Annotated in this window: 27 protein-coding genes; 13 read left to right on the plus strand and 14 right to left on the minus strand. The window is 64.5% G+C overall.

Features of this window, described 5'->3' with window-relative positions; all coding sequences use genetic code 11:
• Positions 1 to 146: 146 nt before the first annotated feature.
• Entirely contained in the window at positions 147 to 1286 is a 1140-nt protein-coding gene (locus tag AC3WL8_RS12195) for a helix-turn-helix transcriptional regulator (protein ID WP_041228557.1), read from the plus strand.
• 78 nt (positions 1287 to 1364) lie between these two features.
• Positions 1365 to 1805 carry a nuclear transport factor 2 family protein gene (locus AC3WL8_RS12200; RefSeq protein WP_013952267.1) on the plus strand — a complete coding sequence of 147 codons (441 nt, stop codon included), beginning with the start codon at positions 1365 to 1367 and terminating at the stop codon, positions 1803 to 1805.
• Between the two features lie 45 nt (positions 1806 to 1850).
• Here AC3WL8_RS12200 and AC3WL8_RS12205 read toward each other — a convergent pair whose 3' ends face one another.
• Positions 1851 to 2453: a cysteine hydrolase family protein gene (locus tag AC3WL8_RS12205; RefSeq protein ID WP_041228556.1), complete on the minus strand. Its 603-nt coding sequence runs from the start codon at positions 2451 to 2453 to the stop codon at positions 1851 to 1853.
• 227 nt (positions 2454 to 2680) lie between these two features.
• Between AC3WL8_RS12205 and AC3WL8_RS12210 the strand changes: the two genes are divergently transcribed.
• Positions 2681 to 3649: a bifunctional helix-turn-helix transcriptional regulator/GNAT family N-acetyltransferase gene (locus tag AC3WL8_RS12210; RefSeq protein ID WP_013952265.1), complete on the plus strand. Its 969-nt coding sequence runs from the start codon at positions 2681 to 2683 to the stop codon at positions 3647 to 3649.
• A 95-nt stretch (positions 3650 to 3744) separates the two neighbouring features.
• Here AC3WL8_RS12210 and AC3WL8_RS12215 read toward each other — a convergent pair whose 3' ends face one another.
• Together AC3WL8_RS12215 and AC3WL8_RS12220 are read right to left on the minus strand one after the other, a co-directional pair.
• Complete coding sequence (locus tag AC3WL8_RS12215; protein ID WP_041228555.1) at positions 3745 to 4035, minus strand: excalibur calcium-binding domain-containing protein; 291 nt, start codon at positions 4033 to 4035, stop codon at positions 3745 to 3747.
• A gap of 79 nt (positions 4036 to 4114) precedes the next feature.
• A complete protein-coding gene (locus AC3WL8_RS12220) occupies positions 4115 to 4573 on the minus strand; it encodes a MarR family winged helix-turn-helix transcriptional regulator (RefSeq protein ID WP_013952264.1) in 459 nt (152 codons plus the stop codon).
• Positions 4574 to 4641: 68 nt separating this feature from the next.
• On the opposite strand from AC3WL8_RS12220, the gene AC3WL8_RS12225 reads away from it, so the two are divergent.
• Both AC3WL8_RS12225 and glnA read left to right on the plus strand, forming a co-directional pair.
• A complete protein-coding gene (locus AC3WL8_RS12225; RefSeq protein WP_041228554.1) occupies positions 4642 to 5121 on the plus strand; it encodes a PaaI family thioesterase in 480 nt (159 codons plus the stop codon).
• Positions 5122 to 5271: 150 nt separating this feature from the next.
• Positions 5272 to 6747 carry a type I glutamate--ammonia ligase gene (gene glnA, locus AC3WL8_RS12230; protein WP_492378320.1) on the plus strand — a complete coding sequence of 492 codons (1476 nt, stop codon included), beginning with the start codon at positions 5272 to 5274 and terminating at the stop codon, positions 6745 to 6747.
• A gap of 79 nt (positions 6748 to 6826) precedes the next feature.
• Here the strand turns inward: glnA and AC3WL8_RS12235 are convergent, their stop codons facing one another.
• Positions 6827 to 8002 (minus strand): M20 aminoacylase family protein, encoded by a 1176-nt coding sequence (locus AC3WL8_RS12235; RefSeq protein ID WP_013952262.1) that lies wholly within the window; start codon positions 8000 to 8002, stop codon positions 6827 to 6829.
• Positions 8003 to 8009: 7 nt separating this feature from the next.
• Positions 8010 to 9065 (minus strand): Bug family tripartite tricarboxylate transporter substrate binding protein, encoded by a 1056-nt coding sequence (locus AC3WL8_RS12240; protein ID WP_249221171.1) that lies wholly within the window; start codon positions 9063 to 9065, stop codon positions 8010 to 8012.
• A 57-nt stretch (positions 9066 to 9122) separates the two neighbouring features.
• On the opposite strand from AC3WL8_RS12240, the gene AC3WL8_RS12245 reads away from it, so the two are divergent.
• Positions 9123 to 10034, plus strand: a complete 912-nt coding sequence (locus AC3WL8_RS12245; RefSeq protein WP_013952260.1) for a LysR family transcriptional regulator — start codon at positions 9123 to 9125, stop codon at positions 10032 to 10034.
• Between the two features lie 98 nt (positions 10035 to 10132).
• Here the strand turns inward: AC3WL8_RS12245 and AC3WL8_RS12250 are convergent, their stop codons facing one another.
• Positions 10133 to 11050, minus strand: a complete 918-nt coding sequence (locus AC3WL8_RS12250) for a LysR family transcriptional regulator (RefSeq protein WP_013952259.1) — start codon at positions 11048 to 11050, stop codon at positions 10133 to 10135.
• A gap of 279 nt (positions 11051 to 11329) precedes the next feature.
• On the opposite strand from AC3WL8_RS12250, the gene AC3WL8_RS12255 reads away from it, so the two are divergent.
• Genes AC3WL8_RS12255 through AC3WL8_RS12270 form a run of 4 tightly spaced genes read left to right on the plus strand, consistent with a single transcriptional unit; the run spans position 11330 to position 14912 of the window.
• A complete protein-coding gene (locus tag AC3WL8_RS12255) occupies positions 11330 to 12532 on the plus strand; it encodes a CaiB/BaiF CoA transferase family protein (RefSeq protein ID WP_013952258.1) in 1203 nt (400 codons plus the stop codon).
• A 13-nt stretch (positions 12533 to 12545) separates the two neighbouring features.
• Positions 12546 to 13499, plus strand: a complete 954-nt coding sequence (locus tag AC3WL8_RS12260; RefSeq protein ID WP_013952257.1) for a hydroxymethylglutaryl-CoA lyase — start codon at positions 12546 to 12548, stop codon at positions 13497 to 13499.
• 19 nt (positions 13500 to 13518) lie between these two features.
• Positions 13519 to 13905, plus strand: coding sequence for a VOC family protein (locus tag AC3WL8_RS12265; RefSeq protein ID WP_153953858.1), 387 nt, complete (start codon positions 13519 to 13521; stop codon positions 13903 to 13905).
• A 38-nt stretch (positions 13906 to 13943) separates the two neighbouring features.
• Entirely contained in the window at positions 13944 to 14912 is a 969-nt protein-coding gene (locus AC3WL8_RS12270) for a Bug family tripartite tricarboxylate transporter substrate binding protein (protein ID WP_013952255.1), read from the plus strand.
• A 47-nt stretch (positions 14913 to 14959) separates the two neighbouring features.
• Here the strand turns inward: AC3WL8_RS12270 and AC3WL8_RS12275 are convergent, their stop codons facing one another.
• Both AC3WL8_RS12275 and AC3WL8_RS12280 read right to left on the minus strand, forming a co-directional pair.
• On the minus strand, positions 14960 to 16114 hold the full coding sequence (locus tag AC3WL8_RS12275) for a glycerate kinase (RefSeq protein WP_492378314.1): 1155 nt from the start codon (positions 16112 to 16114) through the stop codon (positions 14960 to 14962).
• Between the two features lie 31 nt (positions 16115 to 16145).
• A complete protein-coding gene (locus tag AC3WL8_RS12280; RefSeq protein WP_013952252.1) occupies positions 16146 to 17102 on the minus strand; it encodes a D-2-hydroxyacid dehydrogenase in 957 nt (318 codons plus the stop codon).
• A gap of 341 nt (positions 17103 to 17443) precedes the next feature.
• Here AC3WL8_RS12280 and AC3WL8_RS12285 point away from each other — a divergent pair, with 341 nt between their 5' ends.
• Positions 17444 to 18154, plus strand: a complete 711-nt coding sequence (locus tag AC3WL8_RS12285; RefSeq protein ID WP_013952251.1) for a DUF899 domain-containing protein — start codon at positions 17444 to 17446, stop codon at positions 18152 to 18154.
• A 19-nt stretch (positions 18155 to 18173) separates the two neighbouring features.
• Here AC3WL8_RS12285 and AC3WL8_RS12290 read toward each other — a convergent pair whose 3' ends face one another.
• Positions 18174 to 18548: a VOC family protein gene (locus AC3WL8_RS12290; RefSeq protein ID WP_492378315.1), complete on the minus strand. Its 375-nt coding sequence runs from the start codon at positions 18546 to 18548 to the stop codon at positions 18174 to 18176.
• A 334-nt stretch (positions 18549 to 18882) separates the two neighbouring features.
• Between AC3WL8_RS12290 and AC3WL8_RS12295 the strand changes: the two genes are divergently transcribed.
• Positions 18883 to 19362, plus strand: a complete 480-nt coding sequence (locus tag AC3WL8_RS12295) for an SRPBCC domain-containing protein (protein WP_013952248.1) — start codon at positions 18883 to 18885, stop codon at positions 19360 to 19362.
• A 48-nt stretch (positions 19363 to 19410) separates the two neighbouring features.
• Here the strand turns inward: AC3WL8_RS12295 and AC3WL8_RS12300 are convergent, their stop codons facing one another.
• The 5 genes from AC3WL8_RS12300 to AC3WL8_RS12320 all read right to left on the minus strand — a co-directional run bounded on the left by AC3WL8_RS12300 (position 19411) and on the right by AC3WL8_RS12320 (position 22495).
• Entirely contained in the window at positions 19411 to 19647 is a 237-nt protein-coding gene (locus AC3WL8_RS12300; RefSeq protein WP_013952247.1) for a hypothetical protein, read from the minus strand.
• 87 nt (positions 19648 to 19734) lie between these two features.
• Complete coding sequence (locus AC3WL8_RS12305) at positions 19735 to 20388, minus strand: TetR family transcriptional regulator (protein ID WP_492378316.1); 654 nt, start codon at positions 20386 to 20388, stop codon at positions 19735 to 19737.
• 13 nt (positions 20389 to 20401) lie between these two features.
• The gene (locus tag AC3WL8_RS12310; protein ID WP_013952245.1) at positions 20402 to 20779 is read right to left on the minus strand and encodes a nuclear transport factor 2 family protein; all 378 of its coding nucleotides are present in this window, start codon (positions 20777 to 20779) and stop codon (positions 20402 to 20404) included.
• Positions 20780 to 20797: 18 nt separating this feature from the next.
• Positions 20798 to 21583, minus strand: coding sequence for an SDR family NAD(P)-dependent oxidoreductase (locus AC3WL8_RS12315; protein ID WP_013952244.1), 786 nt, complete (start codon positions 21581 to 21583; stop codon positions 20798 to 20800).
• Positions 21584 to 21622: 39 nt separating this feature from the next.
• On the minus strand, positions 21623 to 22495 hold the full coding sequence (locus AC3WL8_RS12320) for an alpha/beta fold hydrolase (RefSeq protein ID WP_492378317.1): 873 nt from the start codon (positions 22493 to 22495) through the stop codon (positions 21623 to 21625).
• A 126-nt stretch (positions 22496 to 22621) separates the two neighbouring features.
• Here AC3WL8_RS12320 and AC3WL8_RS12325 point away from each other — a divergent pair, with 126 nt between their 5' ends.
• Positions 22622 to 23410 carry an SDR family oxidoreductase gene (locus tag AC3WL8_RS12325; RefSeq protein ID WP_153953863.1) on the plus strand — a complete coding sequence of 263 codons (789 nt, stop codon included), beginning with the start codon at positions 22622 to 22624 and terminating at the stop codon, positions 23408 to 23410.
• The last annotated feature ends 3 nt before the right edge of the window (positions 23411 to 23413 follow it).

The raw sequence follows: 23413 nt of genomic DNA on the forward strand, positions 1-23413 counted from the left end.
TGGATGCTCCCTCTCCCGTTTGCGGGAGAGGGTTGGGGTGAGGGCGGGAATGTCCACGATCGGGCTGGTGGTATGCCACCGCCGGCCCTCACCCCCTGCCCCTCTCCCGCATGCGGGAGAGGGGAGCAAACCGTCGCACCGCCATCATGCTGCCAGACCCCCTGCCGGCCGCCGAGCTGAGCGCCCTGCTCGCCCAGCTCTACCAGGGCCCGACCGAAGCCGTGCCCTGGGCCGGCTTCCTGGAAAGCGTGCGCCAGCGCCTGGGCGCCACCTTCGTCACGCTGGTGCTGCGCCACCCGGCCACCGACCGGCCGGGCCTGATCGTCAATGCCTCCGACTACGGCCCGCACCTGCCGGGCGAGCCCTCATACAGCGAGCAGTACTACGCGCTGTGCCCCTTCCTGGACCTGCACCCGGACCGGCTCTTCAGCGCCGACGAACTGTTTGGCGAAGCCGGCTGGCTGGCGCATCCGTTCTACACTCAATACCTTCAACCACTGGGCCTGCGCTATATCCTGGCGGCCAACCTGGTCACGCCCGACGGCGTGGAGTGCGCGCTGTTCATCAGCCGCACCGACGCGGGACAGGACTTCGGCGAGGCCGACAAGGCACTGCTGCACGGCCTGCTGCCGCACCTGAAGCGCGCAGTGGACCTGCATGCCGCGCTCGACGTTCTTGCTTCTGAACGGTCCCTGTACGCGGATGCCGTCGACCGGCTGCAGGTCGGCACTGTGATCCTGGACGAGCACGGCAGGACCATCCGGACCAACGACGTCGCCGGCCGCCTGCTGCAGGCGCGCGACGGCCTCTACCTGTCAGACGGCGCGCTGCACGCGCACTGCCCGGTGGAAAACCGCAGGTTCCGCAAGATCCTGGAAGGCGCTGCCCAGGCCCACGCGCTGGCCGCACCGCGCAGCGAAGTCACCACGCTGAGCCGGCCCGCCGCGCCCACGCCCCTGAGCGTGCTGGTGCGGCCGATCCCGCTCAGCTATCGCAGCGAAGACAAGTCACGCCGACCCGCAGTGGCGGTGTTCATCCGCGACCCGGCAGGATCGCCGCGCAACACCCACGCCAACCTGCGCAAGCTGTTCCACCTGACCCCGACCGAGATCGAACTGGCTTTACTGATGGTCGACGGGCTAACGCTGGATGAAGCCGCGATGCGGCTTGGCGTCAAGAAGAACACGGCGCGGGCACACCTGCGGGGCATCTTTGCCAAGACCGGGGCAACGCGGCAGGCGGTGCTGGTGAAGATGTTGCTGTCCAGTGTGGTGGGGATGGGGTGAGGGCTTCTTACTCCAAGCGGACGATGCCGGAATATCGCCGGACTGCTTTAATTCTCCCAATCTACCGGAGACAAGTCGATGACCGACGATGCAGTGCAGCTTGCCAATCTCCTCTACATCTATGCCGAGCGCATGGACGCCGGTGATCTGCCCGGGGTCGCTGCACTGTTCGAACACGCAGAGATCGAAACCGGAGATGCCGTGCAGCGAGGTTCCGCGGCCATGCTGAAGCTCTGGCAAGCCTATGTGAAATTGCACGCAGATGGAACGCCCAGAACCAGGCATGTCATCAGCAATCCGATCATTGAGATTGCTCCGGACCGCCTGACAGCGACCGTCAGATCGTACTATACGGTCCTTCAGGCAACCGACCGTATCGCGCTGCAGGTGATCGCGGCCGGTCGCTATCATGACGCCTTCGAAAAGGTCGAGGGACGCTGGCGCTTCAGTCGCCGCAATTATGCGGTGCTCGATCTGAGGGGTAACCTGACCGATCATCTGCTCGTGCCGTCCGCCTGAGGGATGCACGGCGGCATTCCGGGCAGGACGAAATGCCAGCAAATGCTAGGCAAGCAACCGCAAGGCATCAGCGAGCGAGAGCACCGTTGTGCGCGAATCGAACGCGGTTGAAAAGAGATGATCGTGCACGACCTGATCCGGGTCGGAGCAGCAATCCTTGACCGTGAATAAACGGAAGTCCGCATCGCTCGCGTACGCGACCGACGACAGCACCACACCGGTCGACGCAATGCCCACCATAAGCAGGGTATCGATACCCTGCGCGGAAAGCCGCACCTGCAGGTCGGTACCAAAGAACACGCTGGCACGATGCGCGATGATGAGCGGCTCAGTGGCCTGCTGGCCGAGTTCCGGCGAGATCTGGTCGTCGACGAAAAGACCAAGCTGCTTGATTCCCTGCCCGTTCCTGTTCAACGGACTGACTTCCGGATAGCCTGGAGCAAAGTGGATCTTGGCGAAATAGACGCTGACGCCCCGGGCACGTGCAGCGTCACACAGCTTGCGCGTATTGGAGAGCAAAGCGGGCGCGACCGAGGGAAATAACGCCAGGATGTCGGTCTGGTAATGCATGACCACCAGCGCAGTTTTCGCTGGAACGATTGCCGGAATCTGCATGGTCACGCTGTGCGCATCAGCGGCGCTTTCCATGCCCTGTTGATGGCCTGCTGAACCGACGGGTCCATGTTCAACGGGTGGCGACATATGGCTGCGCGATAAGGAATGATGATCGACTCTACCACGACCAATCGGTTGGCCGTTCCGGGTCTCCCTGAAGCGCTCCAGCAGGTGATCGATGATCGGGCAAGCCAAGACCTTGATTAAGTTGCGACTCACAACTATATTGGTTGCGAAACGCAACTCATAGGAGGGCGCCGGTGGACCTTGTCGATATTCCAGCCAAGTCTCGAGAAGCGACGATTCTCGAACTTCGCGACTTTTCCCGAAGACTGGTTCGCGAGCTCGGTTTCATGCGAGCCACCCTGGCCGATAGCGACCTTGCCCCGTCGGCGGTTCACGCGATCATGGAAATCGGGGCGCAGCCAGGGATCAGCGCAAAGGATTTGGGCAACATCCTGCGCCTGGACAAATCGAACACGAGCAGGCAGGTCGCAAGGCTGGAGGCTGGCGGACTCGTGGAGCGCAAGACCGCAAGCGAAGATGCACGTTCATCCGAGCTGTACCTGACCGAGGCCGGGCAGAAGCTTAGAAAGAAGATCGACCGCTTCGCAACGGATCAGGTGTCCAACGCGCTTCGGCGGATGGTTCCGGCTGACCAGCAGGCCCTGGTCCGCTCTCTCGCGCTGTACGCCGACGCACTTACGCAAGGCAACGCGGTCAAGACCGCCCCCGCAGATGCCGTGCCCGGACGGATCCTGGAGGGCTACCAACCCGGCTGCATTGGTGACGTGGCAAGCTTGCACGCCCGGTTTTACTCGGAGCATTGGGGCTTCGGCGCGTTCTTCGAAAAGAAGGTAGCGACAGAGCTTGCCGAGTTTATCGGCAAGATGCCAGCCGATGATAAGGCGCTGTGGCTCTACGCCGAAAACGGCCGGTCGCTCGCCTCGCTCGCAATCGACGGGGATGATGAACAGGGCATCGCCCATTTGCGCTGGTTCATTGTGGATGACACATTGCGTGGTTCCGGTGTCGGACGGCAACTGATGTCACACGCGATGAAATTTGTCGACGAGCGATATCGCGAGACCTACCTATGGACGTTCAAGGGATTGGATGCGGCACGCCATCTATACGAGTCATTTGGTTTTCAATTGGTGGACGAATCCGAGGGGACGCAATGGGGAACCCGGGTCACCGAGCAACGGTTTAGCCGTTGCCTGGCATGAGCCCAGCCTTGATGCGACCGCTGACCTGCCCTTGTCTTCATGAGTAATGTCGCCGTGCAGGCGTGAGCCGCAGAGCGTGGCCCGGCAACGGCGCGTCAAAACATACACTGGAGGGGTGGCGTCTCACATGGAATACCGTCGCCATCCCCATCCATCTTTACCGCCGGGCAGTTTTTCAGATAGAAGCGCGCTTCCGCGCAGGATGCCATCTGGCTGCAGTGCTGTTTGCCCTCGCAGCGAAATGCCGGTTCCGCCGTGGCTGCCACGGCTGAAACCTCGATCTGCTGTGGCTCGGCCTGGGCAACGGGATTTACCAGAGGCGCGTGCGTTTTGTAATAGATGAAGGCGGCCGCGACGGTCGCAACTACCAGCAAGCCCTTATACATGTTGACCCCTATCCTTCTTTTTCTTTTTGGAAATGGAAGGATGCCACAACAGCGTCGTTGTCGGTCAGGCGCCCTGCCGCTACTCTGCCAGCCTTGCCGCGACCTCGCCTACCATGTCGTGCAACTCTGAGCCCAGCTTTTGCCGCAACGCGCGGTGGGCGGGCTGCCACAGCGCCAGAGCCTGCTGCAACTTAAAGGCGCCGGCCTCTGTCAACCACACCGCGCGGCGGCGGCGATCCGCTTCGGACGTGACGACTTCCACCAGCCCCGTGCTGACAAGCTGATCCACATTCCTCGACATTGTCGATTGATTCAGTCCGGCTCGTTGCGCCAACGAGCCAAGGGTGTCGTCTGTTGCTGACGCGATCAGGCACATCAATCCAAATTGCGTGCTGGACAGGCCAGACGAAGCCAGGGCCTCATCCAGCTCCGCTGTAATTCTGCGCGCCAACAGGCGCGACCACCAGCCGAGATCGACATCGAGAACCGCAGCGGCGTCTGCGCGCAGGCTCCTGGCTCCTTGCCTTCGCTTTTCCATGTCGATACTATATGCAGATGCATTGTTTGTATCTGCATATAATACCAACGAAGAGGAGATCTGACGAGATGGAATATCGATATGGCCTTGCCTCACCCGCCGACGTCGCAAACATGAACGGCCGGGCAATTCTTCAAGCCATTGTGGACGGTCACCTGCCACAGCCGCCTATCTCACAGGTCCTCGACTTCTGGTTAGTTGAGGTCGGCGACGGATTCGCCGCGTTCGAAGGCGAGCCGTCGTCCAGACTGCTCAATCCAATGGGTTCGGTGCACGGCGGATGGCCTCTGACGCTGATTGACAGCGCAGCCGCGTGCGCAGCCAACTCCCTTCTTCCCGCCGGCACTGGTTACACCACTGTCGAAACCAAGGGAAATTTCTCCCGGCCGATCAAGCCTGATACAGGCAGGGTCCGTGTCGAAGGCCGCGTTGTCAGCCACGGCCGTCAAATCATTACCGCGGAAGCTCGCGTGCTTGCGAGGGACGGGCGCGTCCTGGCCCATGGCACGTCTACGCTACTCGTGCTATCGCCTGCGCGGGAACAATAGGCGAACCAAACGAAAGTCTGGGGAAGCCGGCTTGAGTCAGGCTGGCGACCACAGCCATTCGGCAATGGCTGCAGGTTGGTGAGGCGCTTTCCATTCGGAATCTGACAGGCTAATGTTGAATGATGTTGCTGGCGGACGATGGAGGCGGATATGGGCATGGTCTCAATAGAACCCGGCAGCTATCACGTTGCGCCGCCGCAAAATCCCGGCGAAGTCATCGATCTGATCCGGACGCACGCAATCCAGGTCGTTGACCTCAGGTTCACCGACTTGCCCGGCGTGTGGCAGCACTTCTCGATCACGCTGCCGGAAGTCAACGACGACTTGTTCTCGGCCGGCATCGGCTTCGACGGGTCTTCCATTCGCGGGTTCCAGGAAATCCATGAGTCCGACATGCTAGTCAGGCCTGACCCGGCCACGGCATTCATCGATCCGTTTTGCGCAGCACCAACGCTGGCGCTGATCTGCGACGTGCTGGACCCTGTCCTGCACCAGCCGTACTCACGCGATCCGCGCCACATCGCACGCAAGGCAGAGTTGTATCTCCGGCAAACCGGTCTTGCCGCGGTTTGCTACCTTGGCCCCGAACTGGAATTCTTTATTTTCGACTCCATCCGCTTCGGACAGGACCAGCACTCTGGCTACTACCATGTCGAATCCGCCGAAGGCGAATGGACCTCGGGCCGTGACGAAGGCGCCTATGGTGGCGGCAATCTCGGCTACAAGCAGCGCTACAAGGGAGGGTATTTTCCCGTGCCGCCGAGCGATACGCTGCAGGACATCCGCTCCGAAATCGTGCTCGCGCTGATGCAGGCCGGCATCCAGGTCGAGGTGCATCACCATGAGGTCGCCACGGCCGGCCAGAACGAAATCGACATGCGCTTTGCGCCACTGATGCGCATGGCAGACAACGTGATGATGTACAAGTACATCTGCAAGAACGTTGCGCGCCGCCACGGCAAGGTCGCCACCTTCATGCCCAAGCCCCTGTTTGCCGACAACGCGAGCGGCATGCATTGCCACCAGAGCCTCTGGCGCGACGCCGAGAACCTCTTCTATGACAAGAACGGTTGGGCGCAGACGTCCCAGATGTGCCGTTGGTATATAGGCGGCTTGCTCAGCCACGCCCCCGCGCTGATGGCTTTCTGCGCACCGAGCACAAACTCCTATAAGCGACTGGTGCCCGGATACGAGGCGCCTGTCAATCTGGCCATGTCGCAGCGCAACCGATCCGCCGCGGCCAGGATTCCAATGGTTTCGGATTCCCCGAGCGCCAGGCGCGTTGAATTTCGCTGTCCTGACCCGTCGGCCAATGCCTACCTCGCCTTCTCGGCAATGCTGCTCGCCGGCCTGGACGGCATTGAAAACCAGACGGACCCCGGCGACCCGCTCGACAAGAACATCTATGATCTGCCACCGGAGGAAGCCGCCCGCATCCGGCAGGTACCAGGCTCCCTCGAAGAGTCGCTTTGTGCGCTGGAAGCCGACTCAGCGTTCCTGCGAAAAGGTGATGTTTTCACTGAAGACCTGATCAGCACCTGGATTGACTACAAGCGCACGCGCGAGATCGATACATTGAAGGTGCGGCCGCACCCGTGGGAATTCCAACTCTACTTCGACATTTGATCACCGTAGGTGGCGCTGGGACGACGAACGCTGGCGGCCCAGCCGGTGATGGAAGACTGTGCATCCCGCCGGCCGATCGTTAGTCCACGAGGAAACGTTCGCATAGCAGGGCCCAATACGCCGCACCGACAGCAATGTTCCCGTCATTGAAGTCGTAGCCGGGATTGTGGACCGAGCAGCCTCCGACCTTTCCGCCTTCGCCGTTTCCAATCCACAGGTAGCAGCCGGGCACGGCATCCAGCATGAAGGCAAAGTCCTCACTGGCGGCAATGGGCGACGCCTGGCAATTGACGTGGCTCGGGCCCAGTAACTCCAGGGCGACCTGGCTCGCGAACGCCGTTTCAGCCGGCGTATTCACCAGGACTGGGTACCCGCGCTGATAATCGACCTGCGCCGTGACGCCATAGCTCTGCGCCTGCGCCGATACCAGATCCCTGACACGCTGTTCGATCTGCTCTCGCACATCGCGGTCCAGTGCGCGGACACTCAGCCTGAGCACGGCATGCGAGGGAATGATATTGGAGACGGTACCGGCCTGGAACGCGCCCACGGTAATGACCGCCGCTTGCAGCGGATCGACATTGCGCGCCACGATGGTCTGCAAGGCCATCACGATGGAGGCGCCGGCCACGACAGGATCGGCCGCGTGGTGTGGGATCGCTGCATGGCCACCGACGCCTTCCAGCGTAATGGTCACGTTGTCGGCCGAAGCCTGCGCCGCGCCCTCACGCAAGAGCAGACGGCCCGATGCGGTGCCCGGTACATTGTGCATGGCGAAGACGGCATCGCAAGGGTACTTCCTGAACAGTCCGTCCTCCATCATCTTCTTTGCACCGCCCAACCCCTCCTCTGCCGGCTGGAAGATAAGGTTCAGGGTTCCACTGAAACCGCCGCGCCGGGCGAGATACTTTGCTGCGCAAAGTATCATGGTGGTATGCCCATCATGCCCGCAGGCGTGCATTACGCCGGGATGGCAGCTGGCATAGGGGAGCCCTGTGGCCTCTTCTATCGGCAAGGCATCCATGTCGGCGCGGATGCCAAGGCTGCGGTTGCCCGTACCGCGTCGAAGGCGGGCGACGACACCCGTTGTCCCCAGCCCGCGCTCGACCTCATAGCCCCATTCGGCGAGCAGGCTGGCCACGATGTCGCTGGTGCGATGTTCCTCGAAGCCGAGTTCCGGATGCCGGTGCAGGTCACGGCGAACTGCTACGAACTCTTCGGCGCTGTCCCGCAGCGCGGCCAGGATGGGATGCATGGCGTCCTTATTGCGGCTGCAAGCCGATGGCGCGGGCAATGCCGCGGTATTGTTCGATGCTCTGCTGATAGGCCTTCTGACTTTCTGCAAGCGACACCGGCTTGGACGCAGGCAGGTTCGCGGTATCCAGGCTGGCACGCACCGAGGGGTCGGCCAGCGTATGCACAATCGCGTTGTGCACTGCTTGCACAACCGGCTCGGCAGTGTCCTTCTTCACGAAGATCCCGGCCCAGGTTGAATAGTTGAAGCCCCGCAGCGCCTTGCTTTCATTGACGCTGGGCACCGACTTCACTGCATCCACGCGTGTGGGCGACAGGACCGCCAGCATCCTGACCTGGCCGGTGCGCATGCGTTCGATATCAGGCTTGCCAAACGGCGAGATAAAGATATCGACGATTCCGCCAACGAGGTCCTGGATCACGGGCGCGCCGCCCTTGTATGGCACGTGAGTCATCGGCGCTCCGATGGTTTGGGACATATGCGCCCCCAGGAGGTGATAGAGCGAGCCGATGCCGACGCTCGCGTACGTCAGTGGTTTGCCGGCCTTGGCTGCCTGCGCGGCATAGGCGGCCAGTTCGTCGACATCCTTTACCGGCAGATCCCTGCGCACCAGGATGGCAAGATCGACAGCGCCGACCATATGCACCAGCCGGAAATCCTCGCTCCTGAATTTGATTGCGGCATTGGCCAGCGGCGTAGTGATGAGTTCGCCGGGCCCTGCCTGCAATAGCAAATGGCCGTCGGCCGGTGCGTGAAGGACCTTCTGCGCGGCAATTGCTCCACCAGCTCCCCCGAGGTTTTCGACGATGACCGGCTGCCCGAACTGCCGGGCGAGGGGCCCGTTCAGGTTCCGGGCAACAACGTCGGAGAGGCCGCCCGCCGGGAACGGCACCATCAGCGTTACCGGCCGGTCAGGAAAGCCGTGTGCCGGCGCCAGGCCGGCAAAAAGCAGTGCTGCAACCAAGCCGCCGAGCCAACGGCGGCCGACGTTCTTGAATCGGGTCATGGCTGTCTCCTCAATCCGTGTTCTTGTGGAATCGGATCGTAAAGTGCCATCCATCATGCGTCCAATGCATTATCAGTCTAAAATTTATTCAAAAATCTCATTACAAAGTGCGCAATGCATCTCAAGCATCTCAAGCATCTGCTGATGGTGGCGGATATGGCATCCTTCAGCCAGGCGGCGCAACGCCTGCACCTGACCCAGTCCGCGCTGAGCCGGAGCATCCAGACGTTGGAGGATGAACTGGGAGGCCGCCTGATCGACCGGCACGGCAAGCGCAATGTGCTGACCCCATTGGGGGAGCTGATTGCCAACCGGGCCCGGCGCATCGTGTTCGAGGAAGCGGAACTGCATCGCAGCGTCGAACTGTTCCACCACCACCACCTGGGTGCCATCCGCGTCGGCCTGGGCGCCGGGCCGGGCGCAGTGCTGGCGACGCCGTTTCTGCGATTCATGGCCAGGCACCATCCCGGCATACAGGTCAGCGTGTCGCTTGGTACTTCCGATGCGCTGATGATCCAACTGCGTCAGCGATCGCTTGATGCAGTCGTCGTGGAGGTGAGCAGCGTGGCGCCAGCAACGGACCTTCGCCACGAGTTGCTGAACGCGTTGCAGGGTCGCTTTATCTGCCGCACAGGACATCCGCTTGTGCAACAGGCCGCCGGCGGAGACGCTGTGACGTTTGACGATGTCATGCGTTATCCGCTGGCTTCCGCCCCGCTCAGCACGGAAGTCGCGCGCAACCTCGTGAAGCGCTTCGGACCGCGCGCCGATCCGGAGCATTGCCTGAGCCTCAGGTGCGAGAATGTCCGGAGCCTGGTCGAAGCTGTGCTGGATTCCGACGCGATACTGTTCAGCATCGTCGCGGCAGTGCGTGCGGAGATTGCCGCAGGAAAACTATGCGAACTGGACACTACCCCAGCGGTCGATGACGGCCCCCGCTATGCCTTTTTCACCCTGGCGGGGCGAACCGAGGCACCGAGCATGGAAATATTCCGGAAATTCATGGACGAGCATTTGCGTGACTAGCCGCCGCTAGGCGCACCGTCATCTCCTGGCAGGCCGTGCTGACGGTGAAATGCGTCCTGTGGGCCGTCGGTGACCGGCATCACGGCACATCCATGTCATCAACAACTCGCGCTGGCCGACCCCGCTGCGCGCAGATGCTCCAGGAGCGTCCTTGCCTCCGGCAGGAGACCCGCTTCGTCCCTCACGCCCAGCCAGAGAATGCGTGATGCCCAGGCGTCGGACAGGTAGACGGCATGCAGCCCGGCACCCAGCAGTTCGGGCCGGACCGCGCCATCTGGCAGGACGCCGATGCCCAACCCCGCCTCGATCATCCGGCAGATCGCATCGAAGCTGCTGACCTGGATCCTCAGCCGCACGACCTTGTCCAGTGCCGATGCAGCGGCGGTCAGACGCTGCAGCAGCGAGCTGCCCTGGTTGAGGCCGACAAAGTCGTACTCCAGGGTTTCGTCGAAACTCACTTCCGAGCGCCCGGCCAGCGGATGTCCGGCAGGCACCAGGACGACCAGGCGGTCGCGCCGATAGACGGACTTCCTGATGTCATAAGCCGGCACGTTGTCGGCGAACACGCCGATATCGGTTTCACCGGACAGTAGCGCCACCACCACGTCCTGGCTCAGGCGCTCCTCCAGGCTGATCCTGATCAGCGGCTGCGAGACGAGGAAGCTTGCCAGGTCGTGCGGAAGAAACTGGATCACGGCTGACGTATTGGCCCAGACCTTGACGTGTCCGCGCACGCCGGTGGCGAAGTCGCTCATCTCGCCCGCCATCTGGTTGACCTTGTCGAGCACCATGCGCGCATGCTGGACCAGCTCATGGCCAGCGGGCGTCAGCTCAAGCCCACGCCGAACGCGCAGGAACAGTGCGCATCCCACCGTGCGCTCAAGGTCCGCGATCCGTTTGCTCAGGGCCGAGAGCGTCATGTGTGACTTGTTCGCCGCCTGCGTCAGCCCGCCGCACTGGGCCACCAGCTGGAAGACACGCAGGGACTGGAGATCGAAATGCGCAGGATTGATCATCGTATTGCACTGGCGAAGCGCGCTGACCGGGTTGAAAGTCAGGAAAGGCTAGTAAGCCGATCGCGCCTTGTCAAATGGCACGCCCGCCCCCCGGCATCTCAATGCAAGCCTTGATCCGCCTGGGATAGCTGGCAAAGCGGCGGGTTGTGCCGGTCGCGGGGCTCCCTAGCGGCAACACGGGCCACCTTTTCCTGCAAGGAAAGGACGGTTGAGAATCCATCGATTACCAGGCAACGGCTTTTGACCCACTATCTCCAGCACACAGCAGGAGCTATGGAGATGGAAACAAGCAAGTCAAAGCCCCTTGCCGGCGTACGCGTCCTGGAACTGGGGCAACTGATCGCCGGGCCGTTTGCCGCGCGCATGCTGGCGGCGTTCGGCGCGGAAGTCATCAAGGTCGAGCCGCCCGGCACGGGCGATCCGCTGCGCAAGTGGCGGCTGTTGCATGAAGGCACCTCGGTCTGGTGGGAGGCACAGTCCCGCGACAAGCAGTCCGTCACGCTGGACCTGCGCACGGCGCAAGGCCAGGAAGTCGTGCGCAAGCTGGCCGCGCAAAGCGACGTGCTGATCGAGAACTTCCGCCCGGGCACGCTGGAAAACTGGGGCCTGGGTTGGGACAGCCTGCGGGCGGCCAACCCCGGGCTGGTGATGCTGCGCGTGTCCGGCTATGGCCAGACCGGGCCCTATCGCGACCGGCCGGGCTTCGGCGTCATTGGCGAAGCGATGGGCGGCTTGCGCCACCTGAGCGGCGAGCCGGGCCGCACCCCGGTGCGCGTGGGGGTATCGATCGGCGACTCCCTGTCCGCCCTGCACGGTGTGATCGGCATCCTGCTGGCGTTGCGGCACCGGGAGCAGAACGGCGGCCAGGGCCAGGTCGTGGATGTGGCCTTGTACGAGTCGGTGTTCAGCATGATGGAGAGCCTGTTGCCGGAATACTCGGTGTTCGGCACCGTGCGGCAAGCGGCCGGCAGCAGTCTTCCCGGCATCGCGCCCACCAATGCGTACCGCTGTGCCGACGGCAAGTACGTGCTGATCGCCGGCAATGGCGATGGCATCTTCAGGCGGCTGATGGATATGATCGAGCGCCCCGACCTGCGCGACGACCCGGCCCTGGCCCATAACGACGGCCGGGTCAGCCAGGTTGCGATGCTCGACGCCGCCATTGGCGAATGGGCGGCACAGCGCAGCCTCGAAGCGGCCCTCGACGCCCTCAATGGCGCCCGCATCCCCGCGGGCAAGATCTACGACATCGCCGATATCGCCAGCGATCCGCACTACCGCGCGCGCGACATGATCCTGGACGCGCAATTGCCGGACGGCACACCCGTCCAGTTGCCCGGCATCGTACCGAAGCTGAGCGCCACCCCCGGCGCACTGCCCAACCCCGCCCCCGCGCTTGGCCAGCATACCGACGCGGTGCTGGAAGGCCTTGGCATCGGCGCGGCGCAGCGCGAGGCATGGCGCGCGGCAGGGATTATCTGACAAGGAGACCGGCATGACTGCCAGAAAGGTTTACATACATGAAGTCGCCACGCGAGACGGCTTCCAGAACGAGGCCCGCTTTGTCGAGACCGATGACAAGGTCGCCCTGATCGACGCCCTGAGCGCATGCGGCTATGCCAGGATCGAGGTGACTTCCTTCACCTCGCCTAGGGCGATTCCCGCGCTGCGCGACGCAGAAGCGGTGATGCATCGCATCGCGCGGCGCGAGGGTGTGGTCTACACGGTGCTGGTGCCGAATGTGCGCGGCGCCGAGCGCGCGCTTTCCTGCCAGGTGGACGAGGTCAACCTGGTGATGTCGGTCAGCGAAAGCCACAACCGCACCAACCTGCGCATGTCGCGCGAGCAATCGTTTGCCCAGCTTGCCGACGTCATCCGCGTGGTGAGGGAGACGCCGACCGCGATCAACATCTCGCTGTCGACCGCAATGGGTTGCCCGATGGAAGGCGACGTGCCGCTGGAAAACGTGCTGGGCTGGATGCAGCGCTTCGCTGACCTGGGGGCTCACGGCGTGACGCTGTGCGACACCACCGGCATGGCGTTTCCGTCCCAGGTCGCCAGGCTGTGCGAAGCCGCGCGGCGGCAGTTCCCCAGCCTGGCGCTGACCCTGCATTTCCACAATACCCGGGGCCTGGCGCTGGCCAACACGCTCGCCGCGCTGGACCAGGGCATCGACCGCTTCGACGCTTCGCTGGGCGGCCTCGGTGGCTGCCCGTATGCGCCGGGCGCGACCGGCAATGTCTGCACCGAAGAACTCGTCCATATGCTTGAACTGGACGGCTATGACACCGGCGTCGACCTGGCGGCCATCCTCGATGCCGCCGCGCGCTTGCCAGGCCTGATCGGCCATGACGTCCCAAGCCAGCTGCTGAAGGCCGGCCGCCGCCTCGACCTGCATCCGATGCCTGCCGCCGACGCGATCCCCGAACAGCGGGCTTTCCAACCCTGACACCTGCCTGGAAACCATCATGTCCCTGATCGATCATCTTGACCATCTGGTGCTCACCTGTGTTGACCTCGAAGCCACGCGGCACTTCTATACCGAAGTCATGCAGATGCAGCCTGAAACCTTCGGCAACGGTCGCCTGGCTTTCCGCTTCGGCAACCAGAAGATCAATCTCCACCAGCGCGGCGCCGAGTTCGAGCCCAAGGCACACCTGCCCGTTCCCGGCGCACTCGATCTCTGCTTTATCGCTTCGGTCCCGCTCGACGGCGTCATCGCCCATCTTCAGCGATGCCAGTGGCCCATTGTCGAAGGACCTGTGGCGCGCACCGGCGCCACGCAGAAGATCCGCTCGGTCTACGTGCGCGATCCGGACCTGAACCTGATCGAGATATCAGAACTGGTCGACTGAAGATCGGCCAACCCGACAAATCGATGGAGGAGACCCCCATGAAACGCATGACGATCGCCGCGGCCGCCCTGGCAGCCCTGGCTGCGGCCGCCCCGGCCCATAGCGCCAACGCCTACCCCAGCAAGCCGGTCACCCTGGTGGTGCCCAGCGCACCGGCCGGATCCACCGATATCGTGGCCCGCCTGGTTGGCGAACAACTGCAGGCCGCACTTGGCCAACCCGTGGTGGTGGACAACAAGCCCGGTGCCAGCGGCAATATCGGCACCGAAGCCGTGGCGCGGGCCGCGCCGGACGGCTATACGCTGCTGCTCCAGTATTCCGGCTACCACGTCGGCAATCCGGCGCTGTTCCCGCAGATCCGCTGGAAGCCGTCCAACTTCGTCCCGGTGGCGCTGGTCATGCGCGCGCCGCACGTCATCGCCGTCAGCGGCAAGCTGCCCGTGACATCGATAGCCGAACTGGTCGCCTACGGCAAAAGCAATGGCAAAGGCCTGTTCTATGCCTCGTCCGGCAATGGTTCGATCCAGCATATCGCCGGCGAGATGCTGGCGCGGCAGACCAGGGTGCCGATGACGCACGTACCGTACAAGGGCGCCGGGCCCGTGATCACCGACCTGATCAGCGGGCAGGTCGACATGTTCATCACGACCCCGCCCAGCGTGATCGGGCATGTGCAAGCGGGCAAGATCAAGGCGCTTGCCTATGCCGGACCGAAGCGCCATCCCTCCATGCCCAATGTGCCGACCACCGCGGAGGCTGGCCTGCCAGGGTATGAGGTGGAGTCCTGGTTTGCACTGTTTGCGCCGGCGAATACCCCGCCGGCCATCGTCGAGCGCTTGTCCCAGGAGGTGAAGAAGATCGTGGCCAGCGACACGTACAGGAAGAAGATCGAGGAACAAGGCGCCTTCGCTGCCTACATGGGGCCGCAGGAGCTGGGCAAGTTCATCGATCAGGAACTGGCATCCTGGTCGCGTGTGGTCAAGGCATCGAATATTCGCGCGGACTAAGTATCGTCGATGCGTGGAAGGTCTCCCCAGGTGGGGAGACTTTTTTGCTATACGCCCGGGCGGTTTTCCTGGCGGCTGGCCGCGAGGTAAAGGCGGGCAAGCTGGCACGCAGCATCCTCAAGCAATGCCGCCGCATGCTCCATCGCAAAGCGGATCGATACCGGCCCCTGCTGGATCGAGATGCACCCGTCGAAGGCGTCGGCCAGCCCGGCATCGGGCTCGACGGCCCCCGAGAGCAGCGTCACCGGCACACCCGCCTGGCGCGCCATGCGCGCGATCATGGCAGGACCTTTTCCCATCATGGTCTGCGCATCGGACCGTCCCTCGCCGGTAATGACCCAGTCGAAGGCGCCGAATCCGGCATCGAGGCCGGCAGCTCCCAGCACAAAGTCCGCGCCGGGAACGATCTCGGCGCCGAGCAGGCGCAACGAAAAGCCGATGCCGCCGGCAGCGCCGCTGCCTTGCGCATCGGCAACATCCTGCCCGACGACGGCCGCACATCGCTTTGCAAACCGCTCCAGCCGGGCATCCGCAGCGGCCAGGTCTTGCACGCCCTTCTGCGGGCCGAAGACAAAGGTCGCACCGTTTGGCCCGCAGAGCGGATTGTTGACGTCGGACAGGCCCAGCAGCCGGACTCGGCCAAGCTGCGCAGGCTGCAGATACGTTGCGGCGCAGATCGCGTCCAGCGTATCCAGGGTTGGCCACAATGCGTTGCCCTGCGCATCGGTAAAGCAAAAACCGGTTTCCGCCAGCAGGCCGGCCCCTGCGTCATTGGTGGAAGATCCGCCCAGTCCGATCACGATGGTATCGACACCCTGCTCAGCGATCGCGCGGATGACATGACCGATTCCCCTGGTCGTGCGTTGCCCCGGCGCCACCAGGGCGTGCGGAAGGCCGACAATCTCAGCCACCTCGACGATCGCGAGCTCGCCAAACTCCTGCGTCCGGCCGCGGAAGTACCGCACCGGCTTTGGCACGCCATTGGCATCGGTGGCAACCACCTCCTGCCACACGCCCACAAGCGAGGCCGCCAGGACTTCGGCGGTCCCTTCGCCGCCATCGGCAATCGGTGCCACGGTGACATCCGCACCAGGCACCGCGCGCCGGATGCCGGCGCGGATGCAATCCGCCACCTCAGTCGCGCAGAGGCTGCCTTTGAACGAGTCAGGCGCAACCAGCACCTTGAGTCCTGCTGATTTCATTTTGGGCTCCATCCATCGTTGGCGGGGCACCTCATCCGCCCACCACGTTCCTGGGCGCTCCTTGCGCGAAGGCACAGATATTGTCGATAAGCTGGTCGGCCAGGCCTTGCACGGCCTCGTCGCTGGCCCATGCAACGTGCGGGGTCAGGATGAAGTTCGGCGCATCCTTCAACTGATGGAACGGGTGTTCCGCGCCGGGCGGCTCCTGCGTCGCAACGTCAAAGCCGGCCCCGGCCACCATTCCGGATTGCAGCGCTTCCACCAGCGCCGCTTCATTGACCAGCCCGCCTCGGGCGGTGTTGATCAGCAACGGACGCCGTTCCATCTTCGAGAACTCAGCGGCGTCGATCAGGTTGCGTGTCTGCGCCACCAGCGGGCAATGCAAGGTGATGATGTCGCTACGACGCAGCACCTCGTCGAAAGGCGTGTAGAGCGGGCCCATGCCCTCGCGTCCCTTGTGGGCCGCAAACAGCGGTCGCATGCCCAGCGCACTCGCCATCCTGGCCACCGATTGGCCGAGCACGCCGTCGCCGATGATGCCAAGCACCGACCCGTGCAAGTCCTTGATCGTGTAGTCAAAGAAGCAGAAGGATCCGGATTCCTGCCAGCGGCCGCGCCGGACCGCATCGTGGTAGGCGGCCAGGCTTCGCCGCAGCGCGAAGATCAGGGCAAAGGTATGTTCCGGCACCGTATGGACGGCATAGTTGCGGATGTTGGAGACGACGATGCCGCGGGCGGCACAGGCTTGCAGGTCGACGACATCGGTGCCGGTTGCCGCGATGGCGATGAGCTTCAGGTTCGGTGCCTGCTCAAGCTGCCGGGCATCCAGCTTCACCTTGTTGATGATGACCACGTCCGCGGCGGCAATGCGCGCGGCGACGTCCTCGTCAGCCGTTTCCCCGTAGAGTTCAAGCTCATGCGGGAACGGCAGCGCTCGCAGCGTGGTCTGCGGCGAGATGGTGGAACGGTCCAGGAATACGATCTTCATTGCATGGCTTCCAGGTTTGCGGGTCGGCCGCAGCGTGCCGATGTGAGGCACGGCTCATCGCACTGGCGCGTAAGGACGGGCTGCGGTCGAAGGGCGGCAGGCATCTGCCGCGCTATTGCGCCACAGACATGATGAGGGGAAGGCAGGCCGGGCTGGAATCGCGGCTTTCTCCACCGTCCTTTCTCAAATGGAAAGGGACAGGCAGCATCGGCCCTGCATGGCGCGGAACATTTCGGCCCGGGCTGACACGAACTACGAGAGGGCCGCGGAAATGTCGTAGCAGCGCGACGGCATCACATTTCCTGGCCATTCGCGGTAGCTATCCTGGCAGGGGGACCGAAATGAACACCACTGCAAAACTCATTCCCTCAACAGAGCTGGCGCAACAAAACCCCGTCCGGTTTCCCAATGAAAGCGCGGAGTACCGCAAGGCGCGCAATGCGTTGCTTGCGGAGGAGATCGAGCTGCGGCGCCACATCGAGCGCGTGGCCGAACAGCGCCGCGGCCTGCCCGCGGGCGGCGAGGTCGCAAAGCGCTATACCTTCCAGGGAGAACGCGGTCCGGTCACGCTGGCCGAACTGTTCGGCGACAAGGACACCCTGGTCATCTACAGCTATATGTTCGGACCGCAGCGGGAACAGCCTTGCCCCATGTGCACATCGGTGATGGCGTCGTGGGATCACAAGGTTCCGGACATCGAGCAGCGCGTGGCGCTGGCGATGATCGCCCGCTCACCCATCGATCGCCTTGTCGCCGCCAAGAAGGCACGAGGCTGGACCAAGCTGAAGGTCTATGCGGACGTGGATGGCGATTTCACCCGCGACTATGTCAGCGCCGAGGATGCCGACGTCCCCGCCTACTCGGTCTTTACGCGCCGGGACGGCAAGATCCGCCATTTCTGGAGCAGCGAGATGTACGCCCTCTCGGCCGACCCGGGTCAGGACCCGCGCGGCGCGCCGGACCTGGATCCGCTGTGGACCCTGCTGGACACCACGCCGGAAGGCCGGGGGGCGGACTGGTATCCGAAGCTGGGATACCCGGAAGGGAAATAATCGTCCCTCGATGGAAGGGTCAGGCTTCGGGTTGGTGGCAAACCACTTCGATGTTGTGCCCGTCCGGACCAATGACGAACGCTGCGTAGTAGTTGGCGTGGTAGTGCGGGCGCAGACCAGGCGCACCATTGTCTTTGGCACCCGCCTCCAGGGCCGCGCGATGGAAAGCTTCGACTTGCTGGCGATTCTCGGCCGTGAACGCCAGGTGTAGATGCGCCGGCTTCTCCTCGGTCTGGAACAAGCACAATGAAGCCTTCCCCTTTGGGCAAAGCTCGACACCATACGTTGGCGGCCCCTCCGAGGCAACAGCTACGCCGAGCGGTTCGAGTGCCTTGAGGAAGAACGCCTTGCTCGCTGCATAGTCGCTGACTCCGAATTTGACGTGGTCAAGCATGAGTTCTCCTGAAGTATGTAGGCCTGCGCGCGGCCCGACGTTTGCGAGAGACTGCTCTTCCTCAAGGTCCGCGCCGCCACCCCGGAGTTTGGCGTTGAACCAAAAATAATGCCAGCCATCCCGGATGGCCGGCACCAAGCTCACAGCAGTTGGAGACTGAGACCCCGCCGCGCGCCGCCGCCGCCGGACAGCGCGCCCTCGGGGCAAGCCTCAATCTGCATGACCTCGACGACTTCGCCTTCGTCCACCCGGACTCGTCCGTTCGGGGTATGCGAAGCCCACATGCACGGCTCTAGTGTGTCCCTTCCCAATGACTTTCATGAAGGAGGGGCCAATGGCCAAAGCGGAGAATCTCGTGACGTCGATCCAGGTGGAGATCGACGCGCCGGTAGCGCTGGTGTGGGAAGTGCTGACCGACTTTGCGCGCTACGCGGAATGGAATACGTTCTGCCCGGGGCTGGAGACCACCGGTCGTCTCGGCGACATGGTGTACATGCAGGTGCGTATCCCGGGCACCGACCAGGTCATCCCGGTCAACGAGTACCTGGTTGCGTGGGAGCCGGAGCGCCTGCTCTCGTGGGAGCAGCGCCCCACCGACGAGAACAAGGATGCCGCCCGGCGCGACCAGTACCTGGAAGCCGCCGGACCCGGGCGCACCCGCTACTTCACCACTGACCTGTTCCTCGGGCTGAACGCGGAGACCATCATGCGCGAGCACGGTGCCTGGGTGAAGCAGGGCTTCGACCAGGTGGCACGGGACGTCAAGGCGCGCGCGGAAGCGCTGAATGCGCAACGGCAGGCTGGCCGGCGCTGACAGGCAGATGCTGGTCGATCGGCCTGCATCTGCAGGCCGATCGACCGGTCATTGCGGAGGTCTCTGGCTCAGCACCACCAACGCCGCGGTGCCGCGGCTGCGCACGCAGGCGTCGTTGCAGTGGTCCTGCGCCGCGTCGGCGGAGGCCACGCTGACAGCGGGCATCTCGCCCTGGCTGCCATGCGCGGTGGCAAGGTCGCCGCCCACGGCAATCGCCCAGGCCGCGCCCATCGCGGCGCCGGCACCGGCCAGGCCCGCCGCCCAACGAAATCCGAGCCGCTTCATCGCTGTCTCCTTCGCACCCTTGCTGGGTTCCCATACTTTTGAAAGCATCGTAGTCAGCGCCGGCCCGAAACTCTTCGTCCGAGCAGACTAGGGGGTATCCCGCAGCAGCGCCGGATCGAAAGTGGCGTCGGGTCGACAGGAAGGGATAGCGGACAGGGACGGATGCGGCGGCACATCAGGTCCTTGATACAGCCGGGCCAGCGCTGCGGCACAGCCGGACAGCCCGGACGGGGCCAGGTGCATGGCGTGCGCGCTCAGCAGGCCCCACAGGTGCGCCACCAGCAGGCTGGCCAGGCCGGGGGCCGGCAGCAGGCCAGCGAATGTTGCGCGCAGCGTCTCGACGCCCGTCAGCACGCGGGCGCGCAGCGGGCAAAGCTCGCAGTCGTCGCCGCACTTGTGCTGCAGCAGCGCCGCCAGCAGGCTGACGTGGCGCGCCAGGTCATCGCCATGGAGCAAGGCGGCCAGCGCTTGCTCCAGCGTGCCTGGCCCGCCGCCGGCGCGGCCCTGCGCCAGCGGCGCGAGGCGGGCGGTGAAGTCGGCTTCGGCGCACGACAGCAGCGCGCCCAGCAACTCGGTGCGGGAATGGAAATGCCCATAGACGGCCCCGCGCGTCATGCCGATGGCGCGAGCCACGTCGTCCACGGTGACGCAATGCAGGCCGCGGTGCCGGATCAGCTGCAGCGCGCTGGCCAGGATGCGCGCCCGCGTGACGGCGGCATCCTCGCGGGTGTGGCGGGCCATGGGCGCGGCCGGCCTACAGGAAATGCACGTCGTCCGGCCCCCAGTGGGCGCGCATGCTGCGGATGCGGCCATCCGCGCCGAACGTCATGATGTCGGTCACGTCGATGCGGGCCGGCCGCCCTTCCAGGCGGGCGCGCACGGCAAAGGTCAGCGCGGCGGAGTCGCCGTGCGAGCCGCGCGGCGGCACCACCACCTCCAGGCGCGCGCCCAGCGCGGTGGTGTGCTGGTAGAAGGCCAGGATGGCCGGCTTACCGGCGATCGGCTGCGCGCCGACCGGGTCTTCGACGGTGGCATCGTCGGCGTAGAGCGCGGCAACGCCCTGCGCGTCACCGGCATTGAAGCGATCGACATAGGCGAGCAGCGTGGCTTTCATCGCGGCGCTATCGGGCATGGAGTTCTCCTTGTGGTTCTAGCGTGCGGTGTAGCCGCCGTCGATCACCAGCTCGGCGCCGGTGACATAGCGCCCGGCGTCGGACACGAGGTACAGGATGCCCGCGGCGATGTCGCGCGGCTGGCCCACCTTGCCCGCGGGAGTCTGCCCGCCCAGGTAGTCAAACAGCGCCTCGCTCTGCCCCGAGGCCTGGGCCACGTGTTCGAGCATCGGCGTGCGGATATAGCCGGGATGGATGGAGTTGGCGCGAATTCCTTTGCCGGCGTAGAGCATGGCATCGGTCTTGGCCATCATCCGCACCGCGGCCTTGGACGCGTGATAAGGCGGCACGTCCGGCCCACCGGCGATGCCGTACATCGACGACACGTTGACAATGGCGCCGCCGCCGGTGCGCTCCATGTGCCCGATGGCGTGCTTGGTGCACAGGAAGGTGCCGGTCACGTTCACTGCCATGACCTGCTGCCATTGCTCCAGCGCCAGCTCATGGGTCGGCGCATTGGGCCCTTCGATGCCGGCGTTGTTCACCAGGATGCCAAGGCCGCCAAAGCACGCCGCGATCTCCGCGAACACGCGCGCCACGTCGCTTTCGCTGGTGACGTCGAGCTTCCAGAACGCGGCCTCGCCGCCCTCGGCGCAGATGGCTTCCGCGGTCGCCTTGCCGTCGGCTTCTAGTACGTCAAGCACCGCGACCTTCGCGCCGGCAGCTGCCAGCACGCGGGCGGTTTCCGCGCCGATGCCGCGCGCGGCACCGGTGATGGCTGCAACCTCGCCACGCAGGTCGAACAGGCTATACGGGTATTCCATGATGTCTCCTGGGTCTTGTTGTGTGGGCGTGCGAGCCAATTATGCCGCGCCGCCCTGGGCGGTATCCGCCAGGAAGCCGAGACATTCACGGTTGAAATAGGCGGCGTGCTCAACCATCACCCAGTGGCCGCAGCGGTTGATCATGACGAAGCGCGCGTCGGCGCAGCCGGCCAGGAATTTGGTGGCGCCCGAGGCAGGATTGAAATGATCCTCCGTGCCCCAGAAGCCAAGCACCGGGCACCGGATCTCGCCCAGCCGCGCGGTCAGGTTGGGCACCTTCATGGTGGCCAGCACCTCGCGCGGCTGCTCGCTGCACACCGCCATGCGCTCGTCGACCAGCGCGTCGGTGACCAGGCTGGCGTCATGCACCAGCAGTTGCAGCAGCTGCCGCATGGTGTCCGGGTTCATGTGGCCGCCGGTAAACAGCGACACCATGCGCTGGATTCCCTCCATCTGGAAATAGGTCTCCCGCTCTTCCACGCCGCCGGGCGCCATCATCACCAGGCGGCTGACATGCTCCGGGAAGTCCAGCGCGTACTGCAGCGCGATGGCCCCGCCAAGCGAATTGCCCACCAGCACGCAGCGCGGCAGCCCCAGTGCCAGCAACTGCTCACGCAGCGCGGCGACGAAGAAGTCCAGGGTGTACTCGACATCGTCTGGCTTGGACGACAGGCCATACCCGGGCAGGTCCACCACCACGGTGCGAAAGCCCGCCTCGGCGAAGGCCGGCGCGTTGTGGCGGAAGTTGCTGTGCCCGCTCGCGCCCGGCCCGCTGCCGTGGATAAAGACCAGCGGCTCGCCGCTGCCGGAGTCCAGGCAGTGCAGGCGCAGGCCCGTTGACGTGGTGGTGAAGCGCCCGACCGGCAGGTTCGGGTGTGGGGACAAAGGCGTGTGCTGTGACGTAGCGGACATGAGGGCGTCTCCCGTGGTTTGCCCAGCATATTGCGCAGCGCCGCCAGCGCGGGCATCGTTCATTCGGACTACGAGCCGGACTGCCACTTCTCCTACGATGGGTGCTCCATGCATCAAGGGGGACCCATGACAGGATTCAACTACACCGGCCAGACTGTGCTGGTCACGGGCGGCATGCGCGGCATCGGCCGCGCCATCGGCGAGGCCTTCCTGCGCGCCGGCGCGCAGGTCTTCGTATGCGGCCGCACCGCGCCCGCTGACGACAGCGAACTGCCGGCCGCGGATGGCCGCAGCGCCCGCTTCATCCCGGCGGACATCCGCGACATCGAACAGGCCGATGCCATGCTGGCGCAGATCGCGCAGGCCAGCCCCACGCTCGACGTGGTCATCCACAACGCCGGCGGCTCGCCGTTCGCGCTGGTCGCGGAGGCCTCGCCACGGCTGCTGGAATCGGTGATCCGGCTCAACCTGGTGGCGCCGCTGCAGCTCGCGCAGCGCGCCAATGCACGCATGCAGCAACAGGCCGGCGGCGGCACGCAGCTGTTCGTGGGCAGCGTCAGCGCGCTGCGTCCTTCGCCCGGCACGGCGGCCTACGGCGCCGCCAAGGCCGGCATCCTCAATGCGGTGCGCACGCTCGCGGTGGAATGGGCGCCCAAGGTGCGCGTTGCCGCGGTCAGCCCGGGCATGGTGCTGACCGACACCTCGCAGCAGCAGCACTACGGCGACCCCGAGGCGTTGCGCACCATGGCCGCGACGGTGCCGCTGGGCCGGCTCGCGCACCCGGACGACATCGCCGGCGCGTGCCTGTTCCTGGCATCGCCTCAGGCGTCGTACGTGTCGGGCGCCAACCTTGTGATCGACGGTGGCGGCGAGCGCCCGGCCTTCCTCGACGCGGCTTCGCTCAATCGCAGCTGAGCG

Source organism: Cupriavidus sp. FW305-F7, assembly GCF_058782875.1.

Bases quoted from the DNA above. Each gene is read 5' to 3' on its own strand.
- AC3WL8_RS12250 (WP_013952259.1), bottom strand. From the start codon at position 11,050: ATGATCAATCCTGCGCATTTCGATCTCCAGTCCCTGCGTGTCTTCCAG.
- AC3WL8_RS12320 (WP_492378317.1), bottom strand. From the start codon at position 22,495: ATGTCCGCTACGTCACAGCACACGCCTTTGTCCCCACACCCGAACCTG.
- AC3WL8_RS12215 (WP_041228555.1), bottom strand. From the start codon at position 4,035: ATGTATAAGGGCTTGCTGGTAGTTGCGACCGTCGCGGCCGCCTTCATC.
- AC3WL8_RS12255 (WP_013952258.1), top strand. From the start codon at position 11,330: ATGGAAACAAGCAAGTCAAAGCCCCTTGCCGGCGTACGCGTCCTGGAA.
- AC3WL8_RS12225 (WP_041228554.1), top strand. From the start codon at position 4,642: ATGGAATATCGATATGGCCTTGCCTCACCCGCCGACGTCGCAAACATG.
- AC3WL8_RS12285 (WP_013952251.1), top strand. From the start codon at position 17,444: ATGAACACCACTGCAAAACTCATTCCCTCAACAGAGCTGGCGCAACAA.
- AC3WL8_RS12305 (WP_492378316.1), bottom strand. From the start codon at position 20,388: ATGGCCCGCCACACCCGCGAGGATGCCGCCGTCACGCGGGCGCGCATC.
- AC3WL8_RS12275 (WP_492378314.1), bottom strand. From the start codon at position 16,114: ATGAAATCAGCAGGACTCAAGGTGCTGGTTGCGCCTGACTCGTTCAAA.
- AC3WL8_RS12290 (WP_492378315.1), bottom strand. From the start codon at position 18,548: ATGCTTGACCACGTCAAATTCGGAGTCAGCGACTATGCAGCGAGCAAG.
- AC3WL8_RS12235 (WP_013952262.1), bottom strand. From the start codon at position 8,002: ATGCATCCCATCCTGGCCGCGCTGCGGGACAGCGCCGAAGAGTTCGTA.
- AC3WL8_RS12205 (WP_041228556.1), bottom strand. From the start codon at position 2,453: ATGGAAAGCGCCGCTGATGCGCACAGCGTGACCATGCAGATTCCGGCA.
- AC3WL8_RS12195 (WP_041228557.1), top strand. From the start codon at position 147: ATGCTGCCAGACCCCCTGCCGGCCGCCGAGCTGAGCGCCCTGCTCGCC.
- AC3WL8_RS12295 (WP_013952248.1), top strand. From the start codon at position 18,883: ATGGCCAAAGCGGAGAATCTCGTGACGTCGATCCAGGTGGAGATCGAC.
- AC3WL8_RS12220 (WP_013952264.1), bottom strand. From the start codon at position 4,573: ATGGAAAAGCGAAGGCAAGGAGCCAGGAGCCTGCGCGCAGACGCCGCT.
- AC3WL8_RS12310 (WP_013952245.1), bottom strand. From the start codon at position 20,779: ATGCCCGATAGCGCCGCGATGAAAGCCACGCTGCTCGCCTATGTCGAT.
- AC3WL8_RS12260 (WP_013952257.1), top strand. From the start codon at position 12,546: ATGACTGCCAGAAAGGTTTACATACATGAAGTCGCCACGCGAGACGGC.
- AC3WL8_RS12280 (WP_013952252.1), bottom strand. From the start codon at position 17,102: ATGAAGATCGTATTCCTGGACCGTTCCACCATCTCGCCGCAGACCACG.
- AC3WL8_RS12325 (WP_153953863.1), top strand. From the start codon at position 22,622: ATGACAGGATTCAACTACACCGGCCAGACTGTGCTGGTCACGGGCGGC.
- AC3WL8_RS12245 (WP_013952260.1), top strand. From the start codon at position 9,123: ATGCATCTCAAGCATCTCAAGCATCTGCTGATGGTGGCGGATATGGCA.
- AC3WL8_RS12315 (WP_013952244.1), bottom strand. From the start codon at position 21,583: ATGGAATACCCGTATAGCCTGTTCGACCTGCGTGGCGAGGTTGCAGCC.
- AC3WL8_RS12240 (WP_249221171.1), bottom strand. From the start codon at position 9,065: ATGATGGATGGCACTTTACGATCCGATTCCACAAGAACACGGATTGAG.
- AC3WL8_RS12300 (WP_013952247.1), bottom strand. From the start codon at position 19,647: ATGAAGCGGCTCGGATTTCGTTGGGCGGCGGGCCTGGCCGGTGCCGGC.
- AC3WL8_RS12270 (WP_013952255.1), top strand. From the start codon at position 13,944: ATGAAACGCATGACGATCGCCGCGGCCGCCCTGGCAGCCCTGGCTGCG.
- glnA (WP_492378320.1), top strand. From the start codon at position 5,272: ATGGGCATGGTCTCAATAGAACCCGGCAGCTATCACGTTGCGCCGCCG.
- AC3WL8_RS12200 (WP_013952267.1), top strand. From the start codon at position 1,365: ATGACCGACGATGCAGTGCAGCTTGCCAATCTCCTCTACATCTATGCC.
- AC3WL8_RS12265 (WP_153953858.1), top strand. From the start codon at position 13,519: ATGTCCCTGATCGATCATCTTGACCATCTGGTGCTCACCTGTGTTGAC.